Raw genomic sequence first — 14783 nt, 5'->3', positions numbered from 1 at the left:
TCATATCCCTTGGCGCGGGCCCCTAACGGTACGGCGCATCGGCTTCAAGGTTCGCGGCAATGGCCCGCTCCCACTTGTCCCCGTTCGCCAGCAGTTTCGCCTTGTCATAAAGCAGTTCTTCACGCGTTTCGGTGGCGTATTCGAAGTTCGGCCCTTCGACGACTGCATCGACCGGGCACGCTTCCTGGCAGAAACCGCAATAGATGCACTTGGTCATGTCGATGTCGTAGCGCGTGGTACGACGGCTGCCGTCCTCACGCGGTTCACTCTCGATGGTTATTGCCTGCGCGGGGCAGACAGCTTCGCACAGTTTGCAGGCGATGCAGCGCTCTTCGCCATTGGGATAGCGACGCAGCGCGTGCTCACCGCGGAATCGCGGACTGATCGGGTTCTTCTCGAACGGATAGTTGATCGTCACCTTGGGCTTGAAGAAGTACTTCAGCGTGAGGGCATGAGCCTTCACGAACTCCCACAAGGTAAATGCTTTGATGGTTTGCGCGATACTCATCCGAAATGTCCCGTGGCCATCAGATAGCCCGAAATGACAACAACAAAACCGAGGCTGATAGGAAGGAACACCTTCCAGCCCAGGCGCATCAGCTGGTCGTAACGATAGCGCGGAACCGTCGCCATGACCCAGCTGAACATGAAGAAGAAGAAGAAAGTCTTGAGCAGAAGCCAGACAATGCCGGGCACGTAATACAGTGGTGCCCAGTCGATCGGCGGCAGCCAGCCACCCCAGAACAGCAGGGCATTGAGAATGCACATCAGCAGGATGTTGGCATATTCGCCCAGCCAGAAGAGCGCGAAGCTCATCGAGGAATATTCGGTCTGATAACCGGCAACGAGTTCGCTTTCGGCTTCGGTAAGATCGAAGGGAACGCGCTGCGTCTCGGCGAGCGAGCTAATGAAGAACATTACCCACATCGGGAACAGCAGCGGATGAATGACATAGGCATTGACGATGCCGAGGCCAAACCCTTGCTGAGAGCGTACGATATCATTCAAATTGAATGTACCTGCGAACAGCACCACACAAACCAGGATAAACCCGATCGAGACTTCGTACGAAATCATCTGAGCCGCGGCGCGCATGGCGGAAAAGAACGGATATTTGGAGTTACTGGCCCATCCGCTCATCACCACGCCGTACACCGACAGTGAACTGATCGCGAGAATGTACAGCAGCCCGATATTGATATCGGCGAGTACTGCGGTGGCACTGAAAGGAACGACGGCCCATGCAGCAAGCGCCACCGTGAAGGTAAGGATAGGCGCAAGCAGGAATATGCCCTTGTTCGCCGCGCTCGGAATAATGGTTTCCTGCAGGAAGACCTTCAGACCATCGGCAAAACTTTGCAACAGGCCGAAGGGGCCGACCACGTTCGGCCCGCGACGCAGGTTGATCGCCGCCCAGACTTTGCGATCGACATAGATGATCATCGCCACCGACAGCATTAGCGGCAGAGCAATCAAAAGGATGCCGGCAATGGTGGCAACGAACCACGCCCATTCGTAGTTCATGCCGAGGGATTGGAAGAATTCGGTCATTTGTGCTTCCTGCCCTTCCCTGCTTTCTCGCGCGTGGAATAGGCTTCGTTGCGCCAGCCATTGGCGGCGCTGGATTTGTTGCTGTTATCGCTGCGGAAGCCGCGCCAGACGGCAAGGCTGCTGGCACCGATGATGGCGAGTGGTATGATCGGGAATGCCATTATTCCGCTGCCTCCGCCAGTTCACCGCCGCCAAGCAGTTCAGCCGAACATTGTTGCATTACTGCGCTTGCCCGCGCAATCGCATTGGTCAGGTAGAAGTCCTTGATCGGATAGGCCGAAATGGTGCCATCCGCCCTGACATTGGCGGACGCCTTGGGCATAGCACCGAAATCAGCAAGACCTTCTTCGCCAAGCGCGGGAACTTCGGCGATCATTGCCGCCTGAAGCTCGGCAAAACTGTCGAACCCGACCGAAACGCCCAGAGCGTCGGCAAGGGCGCGGAGAATCGTCCAGTCCTCGCGAGCATCACCTGGTGCGAACACGGCCTTCTCGGCGAACTGCACGCGACCTTCCGTATTGACGTAGGTTCCATCCTTCTCGGCGTAGCTAGCGCCAGGCAGGATGATATCAGCCGCATGCGCGCCCTTGTCGCCATGATGGCCGACATAGACCTTCAGCGCATCGGCGAAGGGTTCGAAGTCCATTTCGTCTGCGCCGAGGCTGATGACTACCTTGGGCTTGGCCGTGACGATGTCCTTCATCCCGCCTTTCTGCGCAAAGCCGAGCATCAGCCCGCCCATCCGCGCAGCACTGAAATGCAGAACGTTGAAGCCGTTCCAGCCCTCGCGGACGAGATTGAACTGCTCAGCAAAAGCAAGGCCAGCGTCCAATGCGCCGTGGGCCAGAGCCGCTCCCCCCATGATGATGGCGGGCCGTTCGACCGAACTGAAGATTTCAGCCACTGCTTCGGGCAGTTCACCCAGCGACGACAACTCATCGCCGAGGAATACTGCCGGATAAGTCGTGTCCCAGAACGCCCCGATCACGAAAACCTTGGCGCCGCGTTTCACTGCCTTGCGAATGCGCACATTCACCAAGGGTGCTTCCCAGCGAATATGGCTCCCCACGATCAGGATGGCGTCTGCAGTCTCAATACCAGCCAGCGTCGAATTGAAATTCACTGCGGCGAGGTTGGAAACGTCGTAATCCATTCCCGTCTGGCGACCTTCGAGCAGGGACGAACCACTGGCTTTCAACAGAGACTTTGCTGCGAACATCGTTTCGCAATCGACCATGTCGCCCGCAATTGCGGCAATGTCCTTGCCGGGTTTGGCTTTCGCGATCGCTTTGAAGGCCTCGTCCCAGGTCGCGGGCTTTAGTCCGCCATTCGTGCGCATGAAAACTTTGTCGAGCCGACGCCTCGACAGGCCATCGACCTGATAACGTGCCTTGTCGGAAATCCATTCTTCGTTGACGTCATCGTTGATGCGCGGGAGCGCACGCATGACTTCCCGACCACGACTGTCGAGCCGAATGTTGGCACCGATCGCATCGGACACGTCGATGCTCAGCGTCTTCTTGAGCTCCCATGGACGCGCTTCGAACGCGTAAGGGCGCGACGTGAGTGCACCGACAGGACACAGATCGATCACATTGGCCGACAGCTCATGCTCAGCTGCCTGCTCGAGATAGGTGGTGATCTGCATGTCCTCGCCGCGACCGACTGCGCCGATCTCGTCAACCCCCGCGATCTCCTCACTGAAGCGCACGCAGCGGGTACAGTGAATGCAGCGGGTCATGACCGTCTTGATCAGTGGCCCCATGTACTTCTCGGTTACCGCGCGCTTGTTTTCTTCATAGCGCGAACCACCACGGCCATAAGCAACCGACTGATCCTGAAGGTCGCACTCGCCGCCCTGATCGCAAATTGGGCAATCGAGCGGGTGATTGATCAGCAGGAATTCCATCACGCCTTCGCGCGCGGTCTTCACCATCGGCGTATCGGTGCGGATCTCCTGACCCTCGGTTGCCGGCAACGCGCAGCTTGCCTGCGGCTTCGGCGGTCCAGGCTTTACCTCGACCAGACACATGCGGCAGTTTCCAGCGATACTCAGCCGTTCGTGATAGCAGAAGCGCGGAATTTCCTTCCCGGCAAGCTCGCAGGCCTGCAGGACGGTCGCGCCGTCAGGAGCGTCAATTTCCTGTCCGTCTACGGTGACTTTGGGCATTATTCAGCTGCCTCGGCAAACTTGGCGTTGTGTTCTTCGATCCGGCGTTCAAGCTCGGGGCGGAAGTGGCGAATCAACCCTTGGATCGGCCACGCTGCCGCATCGCCCAATGCACAAATGGTGTGACCTTCAACCTGCTTGGTGACTTGCTGCAGCATGTCGATTTCCTCGATTGCAGCATCGCCCGTGCGCAGACGTTCCATCATACGCCACATCCATCCCGTGCCTTCACGGCACGGTGTACACTGACCGCAGCTTTCGTGCTTGTAGAAATAGCTGATCCGGGAAATCGCGCGGACGATATCGGTCGACTTGTCCATCACGATGATGCCGGCCGTACCAAGCCCCGACCCCAGATCCTTGAGCCCGTCGAAATCCATAGGCGCGTCCCAGATCTGATCGGCCGGAACGAGCGGAACTGATGATCCACCCGGAATCACAGCGAGCAAATTGTCCTTGCCACCAATGATGCCGCCACAATGCTTTTCGATCAGTTCGCTGAACGGGATGCTTAGCGCTTCTTCGACCACGCAGGGCTTGTTTACATGCCCGCTGATCTGGAACAGCTTGGTACCCTTGTTGTTCTCGCGACCGAAAGAGCTGAACCAGCTCGCTCCTCGACGCAAAATGGTCGGCACGACCGCAATGGATTCGACATTGTTGACTGTCGTCGGACAGCCATAAAGGCCCGCACCTGCAGGGAACGGCGGCTTGAGGCGCGGTTGGCCCTTCTTGCCTTCCAAACTCTCGATCATCGCGGTTTCTTCGCCACAGATGTAGGCGCCTGCGCCGCGGTGCAGGAACACATCGAAATCGTAACCCGACTTGCTCGCGTTTTTCCCGATCAGACCAGCATCATACGCTTCGTCGATCGCAGCCTGCAGGGTTTCCGCTTCGCGGATATATTCGCCGCGGATGTAAATGTATGCCGCCCTTGCCCGCATGGCATAACCAGCGACTAGCGCGCCCTCGATCAGCTTGTGCGGATCGTGGCGGATTATCTCGCGGTCCTTGCAGGATCCGGGTTCGGATTCGTCGGCGTTGATGACCAGAAAGCTAGGACGTCCGTCTTTGCTCTCTTTTGGCATGAAAGACCATTTGAGGCCGGTCGGGAAGCCAGCACCACCACGACCACGAAGACCGGAAGCCTTCATTTCCTCGATGATATCGTCATGCCCGCGCGCGATCAGCGACTTGGTGTCATCCCAGTCGCCACGCTGCTGCGCCGCTTTCAGGCCCCAGTCCTGAAAGCCATACAAATTGGTGAAGATGCGGTCCTTATCGGCAAGCATCAGAATGCGCCCCCTTGCGAGAGGAGATAGATTGCGGCGACTGCAATAATCGCGAGTGCGCCAAATTTAACGATACCGACGAGAACCTTCCACGCGATCCACGCGAGTACCAATGCAACGAGGATGGTGACGACTTCCATTACCATTCCCCCCGGTAATCGTGGTTTGCGCCGACCATGTCCTTCAATGTGGTGGGACCACCTTCAGGTTCGCTGGTGCGCTTGCCTTCGATTTGGGTGCCGGTCTTGGGCTGCTTGCCCGCGGCCAGTTCATCGAGAATGGCGTCGAGCCGTTCGGGCGTGAGATCCTCGTAATTGTCGTCGTTTATCTGGACCATGGGCGCGGTAGCGCAATTGCCCATGCATTCGACCTCGGTGAGGGTCCACAGGCCATCGTCAGAGACGTGACCCTTGCTCATGCCACGCTTCTTACAGGTTTCGAACAAGCCGTCGGAGCCGCGCAGCATACACGGTGTCGTTCCGCATACCTGCACGTGGTACTTACCCACGGGCTTCATATTATACATGAAATAGAAGCTGGCGACTTCGAGTACGCGGATGACCGGCATGTCGAGATAGTCGGCGACATATTCGATCACCGGCAGTGGCAGCCAGCCCTGCGTGTTAGTCTCTTCTCCGACCTGCCGCTGGGCAAGGTCGAGCAGTGGCATCACCGCCGAGCGCTGGCGCCCCTCGGGATAGCGTGCAATCGCTTTGTCCGCGCGCTCACGGTAGCTTTCGGTAAACTCGAAAGCACCCCAGCGCTCACGCAGTTCGGGAGTGTCGGGTGCGGGGTTCCGGTCGGCCATTAGCGATCACACTCCCCAAAAACGACGTCGATGGCGCCGAGAATGGCAGTGGCGTCGGGCAGCATGTGACCTTTGCTCATAAAATCCATTGCCTGGAGGTGGCTGAAAGCCGTCGGACGTATCTTGCAGCGGTAAGGTTTGTTCGAGCCATCGCTGACGAGATAGACGCCAAATTCACCCTTGGGGCTTTCGGTCGCCACGTAGACCTCACCGGCCGGCACGTGGAAGCCCTCTGTATACAGCTTGAAGTGGTGGATCAGCGCTTCCATCGACTGCTTCATTTCCGCGCGCTTGGGCGGCGAAACCTTGCGATCGTCAGAGCAGATCGGGCCGCCCGGCATTTGTGCCAGACACTGCCTCATGATCTTGGCGCTTTCGTACACTTCCTTTACGCGAACCACGAAGCGGTCGTAACAATCCGAATTGGTGCCGACGGGAATGTCGAACTCCATACGGTCGTACACATCGTATGGCTGACTCTTACGCAGATCCCATGGAATGCCCGCTGCGCGGATCATCGGGCCGGAGAAGCCCCAAGACACCGCATCGTCCTTGCTCACCACAGCGATATCGACGTTCCGCTGCTTGAAAATGCGATTGTCGAGAACGAGGCTCATGGCATCACCGAACAGTTCGGGCAGCCGCGTGTCGATCCAGTTGCCGATATCGACGAGCAGTTTCTCGGGTACATCCTGATGGACGCCGCCTGGACGGAACCACGCGCTGTGCATGCGCGCTCCGGAAGCCCGTTCGAAGAAATTCAGACAGTCTTCGCGCAGCTCGAAGACCCAAAGGTTGGGCGTCATGGCGCCGACGTCCATGACGTGCGCACCGATGTTGAGCATGTGATTGCAGATGCGGGTCAATTCGGCGAATAGTACGCGCAGATATTGAGCGCGCTCCGGCACCTGGACGTTGAGCAGCTTCTCAATCGCAAGAACGTAGCTGTATTCCTGCGCGAGCGGGCTGCAGTAATCGAGCCGATCAAAATAGGGCAGCGCCTGCAGATACGTCTTGTGCTCGATCAGCTTCTCGGTGCCGCGATGCAGCAGGCCGACATGCGGATCGACCCTCTCGATGATCTCACCGTCGAGTTCCATCACCATACGAAGAACTCCGTGCGCCGCAGGGTGCTGCGGTCCGAAATTGATCGTGTAGTTGGTGATCACCTCGTCGCCGGTAGTCGGCGACTGTTCTAAATGCATGGCGTGGCTCATCCGCAGATCCAATTGCCGCTGTAGCTTTGTGATTTGCCGGCTGCATCCCGTACGAGGACATTGGCAGGGCGGCGCTGCTGATCGCCCTCTGCCGGGGAAACAGTAACGGTAAAACCTTCACCTTCGAAGGTCGTGCCACTCTTGACCGCATCAAGACCACCGACCGATGCGTCGACAGTCGTCAGGCTATCGCCGATCCTGACAACGGCTTTGCCAGGTATCGCACGGTCGTTGACGCCGCCTGCTATGATCATCTCATCCTTGCCAATCATCAAGGTGCAACCGCCTTCGCGTGTGCCAAGATTGACACCACCGATATCGCCCAGCTTCTGAAGCTGAGTAAGATCGGCACCCTGGGGCGGTTGTGCATTGGCGGTATTGGGCTTGTCCGGATTGGCCATCCCGTCAACTGCCGCCGATTCATTCTGCCCGATACGATTGGCAAAATCATCGGCGCCCTCCTGCTGGGAGGGCTCTGAAGAACAGGCCGTAAGAGCCAATGGTAGTGCGATAAAAAGGAGCCTACTCATTACTTCGGATCCTTTTTTGCCACAGCAGGCTTACGTTTCGCCGGGGCACGCTTCTTTTTTGGCTCGGTCGCTTCAGCAGTATCGCTTGTTTTGCCCTTGCGTTTTGGGCGCGCGGGTTGATCCTCGGTCGGCTCCGGCGCGGGAGCCTCTTCGCCACCATCTTTCTCGGCGGGTGCTCCCGCAGTGACCTTTTCAGACGCCTGCTTGTCAGTCTTGGCCCCAGCACCGGTATCGGATGGCTTCTCGGTCGTCTTGGGCTCATCTACCGGAGACGTATCTGCCTTTTCATCGCCGGGAAGAACGTAATCCGCCCCTTCCCATGGACTCATGAAATCGAACTGTCGAAGATCCTGTGCAAGTTCGACAGGCTCATAGACAACGCGCTTTTCATCTTCCGAGTAGCGCAGTTCATGATAGCCCGTAAGCGGGAAGTCCTTGCGGAAGGGATGGCCTTCGAACCCATAATCGGTGAGGATGCGGCGAAGGTCCGAGTTGCCGGCGAAAAGCACCCCGTACATGTCGAATACTTCGCGCTCCAACCATCCCGCATTCGGCCACAGCGTCGTGACAGTAGGAACCGGAGTATCTTCCGAAGCCGAACACTTCACCATGATCCGGCTATTCGTCGTCAAGGAAAGCAGCATGTAGACCACTTCGAACCGTTCGGCACGGCTCGGGTAATCAACACCTGCGATCTCCATCAACTGCTGATACTTGTGCTCGTCGCGCAGCATGCGAAGCACGTCCTCAACGCTGTCACGCTTTACGGTGAGCAACAACTCACCATGCTCTTCATGGGCGCCGAGCAGATGATCGCCCAACGCCTCGCTGAGCGCACTCTTCAGCCCGTCGATCATGGTAAAGCGGGGCGCGGAATGTAACGTTGCCATTCGGCCTTACCTTTCGATCGTTCCCGAGCGGCGAATCTTCCGCTGCAACTGCATGACACCGTACAGAAGCGCCTCTGCTGTCGGTGGGCACCCCGGGACGTAAATGTCGACCGGTACGATCCGGTCGCACCCACGCACGACGGAATAGCTGTAATGGTAGTAGCCACCCCCATTGGCGCAGCTTCCCATCGAGATGACGTATTTTGGCTCCGACATCTGGTCGTAGACCTTGCGAAGGGCAGGCGCCATCTTGTTGCACAGCGTACCGGCAACGATCATCACGTCCGACTGGCGGGGTGAGGCGCGCGGGGCGACACCGAAACGCTCCATGTCATAACGCGGCATGTTCACATGAATCATCTCGACCGCACAGCAGGCAAGGCCGAACGTCATCCACCATAGCGAACCGGTGCGCGCCCATTGGAACAGATCTTCGGTGCTGGTGACGAGGAACCCCTTGTCGTTCACCTCTGTTTGAAGCGCATTGAAATAGTCCGCTTCGGGCTGACGAACCTCACCACCCTGGGCGGCAGGAACGGCGTTGGGCGGGGTGATAATGGTCGAATTGTTCATGGCGTTATTCCCAATCCAGGGCGCCCATCTTCCACTCGTAGGCGAGGCCTACGGCGAGGATGCCGAGAAAGATCATCATACCGATCCAGCCTTCCCACCCTGTGAACTGCAGACTGACTGCCCATGGGAAGAGAAAAGACGCTTCGAGGTCGAACAGCAGGAAGCTGATCGCAACGAGATAAAATTTAACATCGAACTGGCTGCGCGAATCCTCGAATGCGGGAAATCCACATTCATATTCGCTGTTTTTCTCGGCATTGGGCTTGTGAGCCCCAGTTAGCCGCGAAACACCCATCGGAAGGAATACGAACAATGCCGAAAGACCAACGGCAATGAACAGGAAAATCAGGATGGGCAGGTATTGTTCGAGGTCGACCACGAATGATTCCTAGGCACGGGGAGCTTGTTTTCGCGCCCGCCTCTAGGCCCCTCACCCAGATGGTGCAAGGGTGGAGAAATGCGAACTATTCGCAATAAATCCGCGACATGCGCCGCGCTCCACACCCGGCCCGCTATTTCATTATGGTTTTGACAGCTTTTTCTGTGGCCGCTCCGTATGGCGGCTTGAAGCCGCCCAGTTTGGCAACGTCGATTTTTGGCTGTGTATAGATGCTGCGAGCATGGCTGAATTCGCGAAATCCCTCGACCCCATGATAGCTGCCCATGCCAGACGGCCCCACTCCACCGAACGGTAGATCATCCATCGAAACGTGGAACAGAACATCGTTCACGGTCACGCCGCCACTGATGGTTTTGCTCAACACCTTCTCGCGCTCGCTGCTATCCTGTCCGAAATAGTACAGCCCCAGCGGACGGTCGTGCTGGTTCACGTAGTCAATAGCCTCATCGATATCGGCATAGATCTTCACCGGCAGGACCGGTCCGAAGATTTCTTCCTGCATTGCCTTCATGTCTTCGCTGACATTCTTCAGGATCGTCAGCGGCATCTTGCGCGCATTGGTGTTGGAGAAATCCTCGTTAGCGGGATTGACCTCGATCACCTCCGCACCCTTGTCGCGAGCATCTGCTACGATCGCCTGCAGGCGATCAAAATGCCTGTCTGTAACGATGCTGGCATAATCCTCGTTGTCGAGCAGTGAGGGGTACATGGCGGCAGTCCCCTCCCATACACCGTGGATCGCCTCATCCACTTTGCTTTCGGGCACGTATAGATAGTCCGGAGCAAGACATATCTGGCCTGCATTCATCATCTTGCCCAGGGCCACGCGTTCCCCAGCCTTCGCGAAATCGGCGCTTTCGCCCATGAATACAGGGGATTTTCCGCCTAATTCGAGCGTCACGGGTACGAGATTTTTGGACGCCGCCTCCATGACCTTGCGCCCTGTTGCGGTCGATCCCGTAAAAACGAGGTGATCGAATGCAAGTTCACTGAAAGCAGCGGCAACTTCCGGCCCCCCGGTGAAGACAGCACATTCGTCTGGCGTGAAATATTCCTCGATAAGTTCCTTGGTGAGCAAACTGGTCTTTTCAGTAAACTCGCTCGGCTTGATCATCGCACGATTGCCGGCGGCAAATACCTGCATGAGGGGGCCGAAGCTGAGGTTCACCGGGAAATTCCAGGGCGACAGTATCCCGACGACGCCCTTGGGCTCGTAACGAACCTCTGCCTTTGCTCCGAGCAGGCCCAAAGGAAACTGGATGTGGCGCTTTTCTGCCCGCGCCCACTTGTCCATGTTCTTGAGGCAATATTTTCCGAAATTCGCAGTTCCCGCAATGTCGGTAATCATCGACTGAAGCGGCGAACGGTTTCCGAAATCGGCAGCCATCACTTTGCACAGATCATCGCCGTGCTTTTTCAACAAGGTTATAGCGCGCTCGATGCGATCCCTGCGCAGGTTCATGGGCTCGGGTCGCATTTGATGATGGGCGGAGCGCTGCTTCCTAAGCACGGCTTCCATTGGCGCTCTGCGATCTTCAACCATCCTAAACTCCCTCGGTCCATGTTGCGTCGCAGCGACGCACATCCTATCTCGGCAGCGAGATATTCCAGAACACAAGGACCAGCACAAGCATGCCCCAGTTCAGCGCATCCGATCCCGTCGTCATTCTGTCTTATGCCCGGACCCCAATGGGGGGAATGCAGGGCGCGCTTGCGGATGTTTCGGCAACCGATCTCGGCGCGACAGCGGTTAAAGCAGCGGTGGAACGGTCGGGTGTTTCCGCCGATAAGTTTGATCGCACCTACATGGGCTGCGTTCTGCCGGCAGGGCTCGGTCAGGCCCCTGCGCGGCAAGCGTCCATCAAGGCCGGCCTCCCGAAGTCGGTCCAGGCAACCACGGTCAATAAGGTCTGCGGCAGTGGCATGCAGACTGTTATCATGGGCGCAGAAGCGCTCGCGAGCGGCACCATCGATTACGTCGTGGCCGGTGGCATGGAAAGCATGACCAATGCGCCGTATCTGCTGAAAAAGCACCGTAGCGGTGCGCGCCTCGGACATGACACTGCTTACGATCACATGTTCCTCGATGGGCTGGAAGATGCGTACGAAGAAGGCCGTGCGATGGGCACTTTCGCCCAGGACACGGCAAACGATTACCAGCTCACCCGCGAAGAAATGGACGCATATTCGATTGAATCGCTTCGACGTGCAAACGCGGCCATCGAAAACGGCGCATTCGCTGGAGAAGTTGTGCCGGTCACCTTCTCCACCCGCGCCGGCGAAGTAACTGTCGAACGCGACGAGCAGCCCGGAAAGGGCAAGCCCGACAAGATCCCTACCCTCCGCCCGGCTTTCGCCAAGGATGGGACGATTACGGCGGCGACTTCGTCCTCGATTTCGGACGGTGCCGCCGCCGTTGTGCTGACGCGTGAAAGTGTTGCAGAGAAAAATGGACAGACCCCCGTCGCCCGGATTGTTGCCATGGCAGCCCATGCCCAGGCACCATCCGAATTCACGGTTGCTCCGGTTGGCGCTATAAACAAGGTTCTCGAAAATGCCGGCTGGTCGGCTGACGAAGTTGAGTTGTGGGAAGTTAACGAAGCCTTTGCCTGCGTTGCAATGTTTGCCATGCGTGACATCGGCATCCCTCACGACAAGATCAACGTGAATGGCGGCGGCACGGCGCTTGGACACCCTATCGGGGCAAGCGGCACGCGGATTATCGTCACCCTTCTCAACGCACTCAAGGAACAGGGGAAGAAGCGCGGAATCGCATCTCTCTGCATCGGTGGCGGTGAAGCGACGGCAGTGGCGGTCGAACTCGTCTGATTTTCGGGACCCTCCCCCTTTCGCGCGCGTTGTGCCCGCGAAAGGGGAGAACCGATGAAAAAGCTTATGGTCTTCGCCGCTTGCGCTGCGCTCGCCGCATGCGGTTCGAAAGAGGAAAAAACGCCGGAATCCACCAACACCGCGGCTGCAACCGCTAGCGGGACTGCTACGGGTGACGTAACCGGCACTTACGAAATCAAATTAGCCGATGGTAGTGTAACGCTGCAAACCATCAACTCGGACGGAACATACGTCGAGACTACGCCAGACGGTGATCGAACCGGTGGCGGCAAATGGCGAACCGGTGATGACGGTGCGATGTGCTTCGATCCGGAAGGTAACGAAAGCGAAGAATGCTACACCGGCGCAGCCCCCGGAGAAGACGGCAGCTTTGCAATGCAGGATGAGGATGGCAACACGACTACGGTGCGCAAGGTCAATGGCGGCGCTACACCCACAAGTACTCCGGGCACCTAGATGGCCAGCAGATCGGGGCGTTTGCCATCGCGCTTTTCGACGGCCTTTACCCTCACGCTGGCGGGCCTGCTCGTGACGGGTTGCGGTCAGGAACCAGAAGCCCCCTACGCACACGACACCACCGAAAACGATGAAAAAGCTCCCTCGCCAGATGCTTATGTCTTGGCACCCGGAGTGTACTCGATCGAGAGCAGCGACGGCAGTCTCTACTTCCAGATGGTGATAGAACAGGATGGTACCTATTCGACACGCAATCCGGATGGGGAGACAATCGTAACAGGCAGATGGCGCGACGACCGCGGAACAGCGTGCTTCGATCCGTCCGGTGCGGGAGAAGACAAGCAAGAACGCTGCTGGATCAATTCGTCCCTCTCCGAAGATGGAACGTTCACCACAACGGGTGCGGATGGCAGCGATAGCTACACCGTTCGTCCCGTAGAGAGCTGAGGGTTACGGAGGCCCCGCCCCCCAGAGGCGGGACGCAAGAATGTATCCCCGCCGTTCCCCGATGGAAAATTCACACCAGCCATCGTCGCAATCGCCAAGTACGCCCACGACGCCAGGTTCAACGCGCCATTTGATGTCCGACCCTGAAGACGCACCATCACGCAATTCGGTCGATGCGTTTCCTATCACGATGGCGCCCCGATCTGGACTCAACAGGCGGGCGACGACCCAGCCCCGCGCGCCGTCCGGATCTTCGATCAGACGCCAGCCCTCCATCAGCCTCACAACCTTCACTGGCAGGCCCGGACGATGGTAGACCCAATCAATACGATAGTCCGCGCTCGGCCCTACTCGCATGTTAAGCTCGCTAGCCCTTATGGTGGCCCAATAGGGCACGTCGCGGTCCTGAGCCTGCACTGTGCTGGCCAAACCGAGAAGAACAAGAAAGGGAAGAAAAAGTCGCATGACCATGCAGCCACGAATTGAAGAAATTTGGCGAACAGTCAACGCGATTGGCAACAGCTTCCCCGCCCAAATCCTTGACCATCGACCCGGCGCCGTCCTAGCGATGCAATACGATGGCAAGCACGAACTCTACGCACTCCAAACGTCTCGAACGTAAACCCCGGGTATTCGTCACGCGGCATCTGATGCCAAGCGTGGAAGACCGCATGGTCGACCTATTCGATGTCGTGCTCAATGCGGACGACAACCCGCTGACGCGTGATGACCTGACCGCAGCTATGAGGGATTGCGATGTGCTGGTCCCGACAGTGACGGATCGGATCGACACCGATATGATAGCCGCCGCCGGAAAGGACCTCGGTCTGATCGCCAATTTTGGCGCAGGAACGGAGCATATCGACCTTGAAGCCGCAGCGGAGCGCCATATTCTCGTCACCAATACGCCAGGCGTATTCACTGACGATACTGCTGATCTTGCCATGGCAGGGATCATTGGCGTGCCGCGCCGTATCCGCGAAGGTGTCGAGCTCATCAGGAGCGGTGAATGGTCCGGCTGGACGCCAACTGCCCTGCTTGGCGCAAAGCTCGCTGGGAAGGTTCTGGGCATCGTCGGTATGGGCCGCATAGGCCAGGCTGTCGCGCATCGCGCCCGCGCGTTCGGATTGGAAATCGCTTACCACAATCGCAAACGGCTGCCCGAAGCCGTTGAGCGTATGTTCAGCGCCCGTTGGGTGGACAGCCTCGAGGGACTGATGTCGGAGGCCGACATCCTGACGCTGCACTGTCCAGCAGGTCCGGACACGCATCACATGATCGACGCACAAAGGATCGGCCTGATGAAAGATGGGGCAAGCCTAATCAATACGGCGCGCGGCGACCTCGTCGATCAGGAAGCGCTCATTGCGGCTTTAGAGGCCGGAAAACTTGCGGGAGCAGGTCTCGATGTTTATCCGGACGAGCCGCATGTCGATGCCCGTCTGATCCGGCATCCGAATGTGATGACGCTTCCCCATATTGGAAGTGCCACCCTCGAAGGGCGCGAAGAAAGCGGCATGAAGGTCATCGCCAACATTCGTATGTGGGCGGATGGCCACCGACCGCCCGATCAGGTCCTGACCGGTTTGGCCTGAACAG

The 14783-nt window shown here is 57.9% G+C and carries 18 protein-coding genes; 4 read left to right on the top strand and 14 right to left on the bottom strand.

Going from position 1 to position 14783, the window contains the following annotated elements; all coding sequences use genetic code 11:
- Positions 1-22: 22 nt before the first annotated feature.
- From nuoI to K3177_RS11405, 13 genes are all read right to left on the bottom strand, one after another.
- Positions 23-508, bottom strand: a complete 486-nt coding sequence (nuoI, locus tag K3177_RS11465) for an NADH-quinone oxidoreductase subunit NuoI (RefSeq protein ID WP_050601230.1) — start codon at positions 506-508, stop codon at positions 23-25.
- Positions 505-1551: an NADH-quinone oxidoreductase subunit NuoH gene (gene nuoH / locus K3177_RS11460; RefSeq protein WP_103023762.1), complete on the bottom strand. Its 1047-nt coding sequence runs from the start codon at positions 1549-1551 to the stop codon at positions 505-507. Before nuoH ends, nuoI begins: the two co-directional genes overlap by 4 nt.
- Positions 1548-1712 carry a hypothetical protein gene (locus K3177_RS11455; protein WP_158246629.1) on the bottom strand — a complete coding sequence of 55 codons (165 nt, stop codon included), beginning with the start codon at positions 1710-1712 and terminating at the stop codon, positions 1548-1550. The genes nuoH and K3177_RS11455 overlap by 4 nt, the downstream gene beginning before the upstream one ends.
- The gene (gene nuoG / locus K3177_RS11450) at positions 1712-3721 is read right to left on the bottom strand and encodes an NADH-quinone oxidoreductase subunit NuoG (protein WP_221598357.1); all 2010 of its coding nucleotides are present in this window, start codon (positions 3719-3721) and stop codon (positions 1712-1714) included. Before nuoG ends, K3177_RS11455 begins: the two co-directional genes overlap by 1 nt.
- On the bottom strand, positions 3721-5013 hold the full coding sequence (nuoF, locus tag K3177_RS11445) for an NADH-quinone oxidoreductase subunit NuoF (protein WP_196846070.1): 1293 nt from the start codon (positions 5011-5013) through the stop codon (positions 3721-3723). Before nuoF ends, nuoG begins: the two co-directional genes overlap by 1 nt.
- The gene (locus tag K3177_RS11440) at positions 5013-5153 is read right to left on the bottom strand and encodes a hypothetical protein (protein ID WP_158246628.1); all 141 of its coding nucleotides are present in this window, start codon (positions 5151-5153) and stop codon (positions 5013-5015) included. Before K3177_RS11440 ends, nuoF begins: the two co-directional genes overlap by 1 nt.
- Positions 5153-5821 carry an NADH-quinone oxidoreductase subunit NuoE gene (nuoE, locus tag K3177_RS11435; protein ID WP_103023759.1) on the bottom strand — a complete coding sequence of 223 codons (669 nt, stop codon included), beginning with the start codon at positions 5819-5821 and terminating at the stop codon, positions 5153-5155. Before nuoE ends, K3177_RS11440 begins: the two co-directional genes overlap by 1 nt.
- Entirely contained in the window at positions 5821-7026 is a 1206-nt protein-coding gene (locus tag K3177_RS11430; RefSeq protein ID WP_420493673.1) for an NADH-quinone oxidoreductase subunit D, read from the bottom strand. Before K3177_RS11430 ends, nuoE begins: the two co-directional genes overlap by 1 nt.
- 8 nt (positions 7027-7034) lie before the next feature.
- Entirely contained in the window at positions 7035-7568 is a 534-nt protein-coding gene (locus K3177_RS11425) for a hypothetical protein (RefSeq protein WP_221598355.1), read from the bottom strand.
- Positions 7568-8458 (bottom strand): NADH-quinone oxidoreductase subunit C, encoded by an 891-nt coding sequence (locus K3177_RS11420; protein WP_221598354.1) that lies wholly within the window; start codon positions 8456-8458, stop codon positions 7568-7570. Before K3177_RS11420 ends, K3177_RS11425 begins: the two co-directional genes overlap by 1 nt.
- Before the next feature lie 6 nt (positions 8459-8464).
- A complete protein-coding gene (locus K3177_RS11415; RefSeq protein WP_173830024.1) occupies positions 8465-9031 on the bottom strand; it encodes a NuoB/complex I 20 kDa subunit family protein in 567 nt (188 codons plus the stop codon).
- A gap of 4 nt (positions 9032-9035) precedes the next feature.
- On the bottom strand, positions 9036-9410 hold the full coding sequence (gene ndhC / locus K3177_RS11410) for an NADH-quinone oxidoreductase subunit A (protein WP_103023755.1): 375 nt from the start codon (positions 9408-9410) through the stop codon (positions 9036-9038).
- A 133-nt stretch (positions 9411-9543) separates the two neighbouring features.
- On the bottom strand, positions 9544-10974 hold the full coding sequence (locus K3177_RS11405; protein WP_221598353.1) for a coniferyl aldehyde dehydrogenase: 1431 nt from the start codon (positions 10972-10974) through the stop codon (positions 9544-9546).
- A gap of 89 nt (positions 10975-11063) precedes the next feature.
- Here K3177_RS11405 and K3177_RS11400 point away from each other — a divergent pair, with 89 nt between their 5' ends.
- Genes K3177_RS11400 through K3177_RS11390 form a run of 3 tightly spaced genes read left to right on the top strand, consistent with a single transcriptional unit; the run spans position 11064 to position 13184 of the window.
- Positions 11064-12260 carry an acetyl-CoA C-acyltransferase gene (locus K3177_RS11400; protein WP_221598352.1) on the top strand — a complete coding sequence of 399 codons (1197 nt, stop codon included), beginning with the start codon at positions 11064-11066 and terminating at the stop codon, positions 12258-12260.
- Between the two features lie 54 nt (positions 12261-12314).
- Positions 12315-12737 carry a hypothetical protein gene (locus K3177_RS11395; protein WP_221598351.1) on the top strand — a complete coding sequence of 141 codons (423 nt, stop codon included), beginning with the start codon at positions 12315-12317 and terminating at the stop codon, positions 12735-12737.
- Positions 12738-13184, top strand: a complete 447-nt coding sequence (locus K3177_RS11390; RefSeq protein WP_221598350.1) for a hypothetical protein — start codon at positions 12738-12740, stop codon at positions 13182-13184. It abuts the gene before it with no gap.
- Between the two features lie 3 nt (positions 13185-13187).
- Here the strand turns inward: K3177_RS11390 and K3177_RS11385 are convergent, their stop codons facing one another.
- On the bottom strand, positions 13188-13649 hold the full coding sequence (locus K3177_RS11385) for an SH3 domain-containing protein (RefSeq protein WP_247714434.1): 462 nt from the start codon (positions 13647-13649) through the stop codon (positions 13188-13190).
- 113 nt (positions 13650-13762) lie between these two features.
- Here K3177_RS11385 and K3177_RS11380 point away from each other — a divergent pair, with 113 nt between their 5' ends.
- Positions 13763-14779 (top strand): 2-hydroxyacid dehydrogenase, encoded by a 1017-nt coding sequence (locus K3177_RS11380; RefSeq protein ID WP_221598348.1) that lies wholly within the window; start codon positions 13763-13765, stop codon positions 14777-14779.
- Positions 14780-14783 lie beyond the last annotated feature (4 nt).

This window comes from Qipengyuania pacifica (genome assembly GCF_019711555.1).
In the GTDB taxonomy this organism is placed as follows: Bacteria; Pseudomonadota; Alphaproteobacteria; order Sphingomonadales; family Sphingomonadaceae; genus Qipengyuania; species Qipengyuania pacifica.
This window is presented reverse-complemented; position numbering and strand designations above follow the sequence as displayed.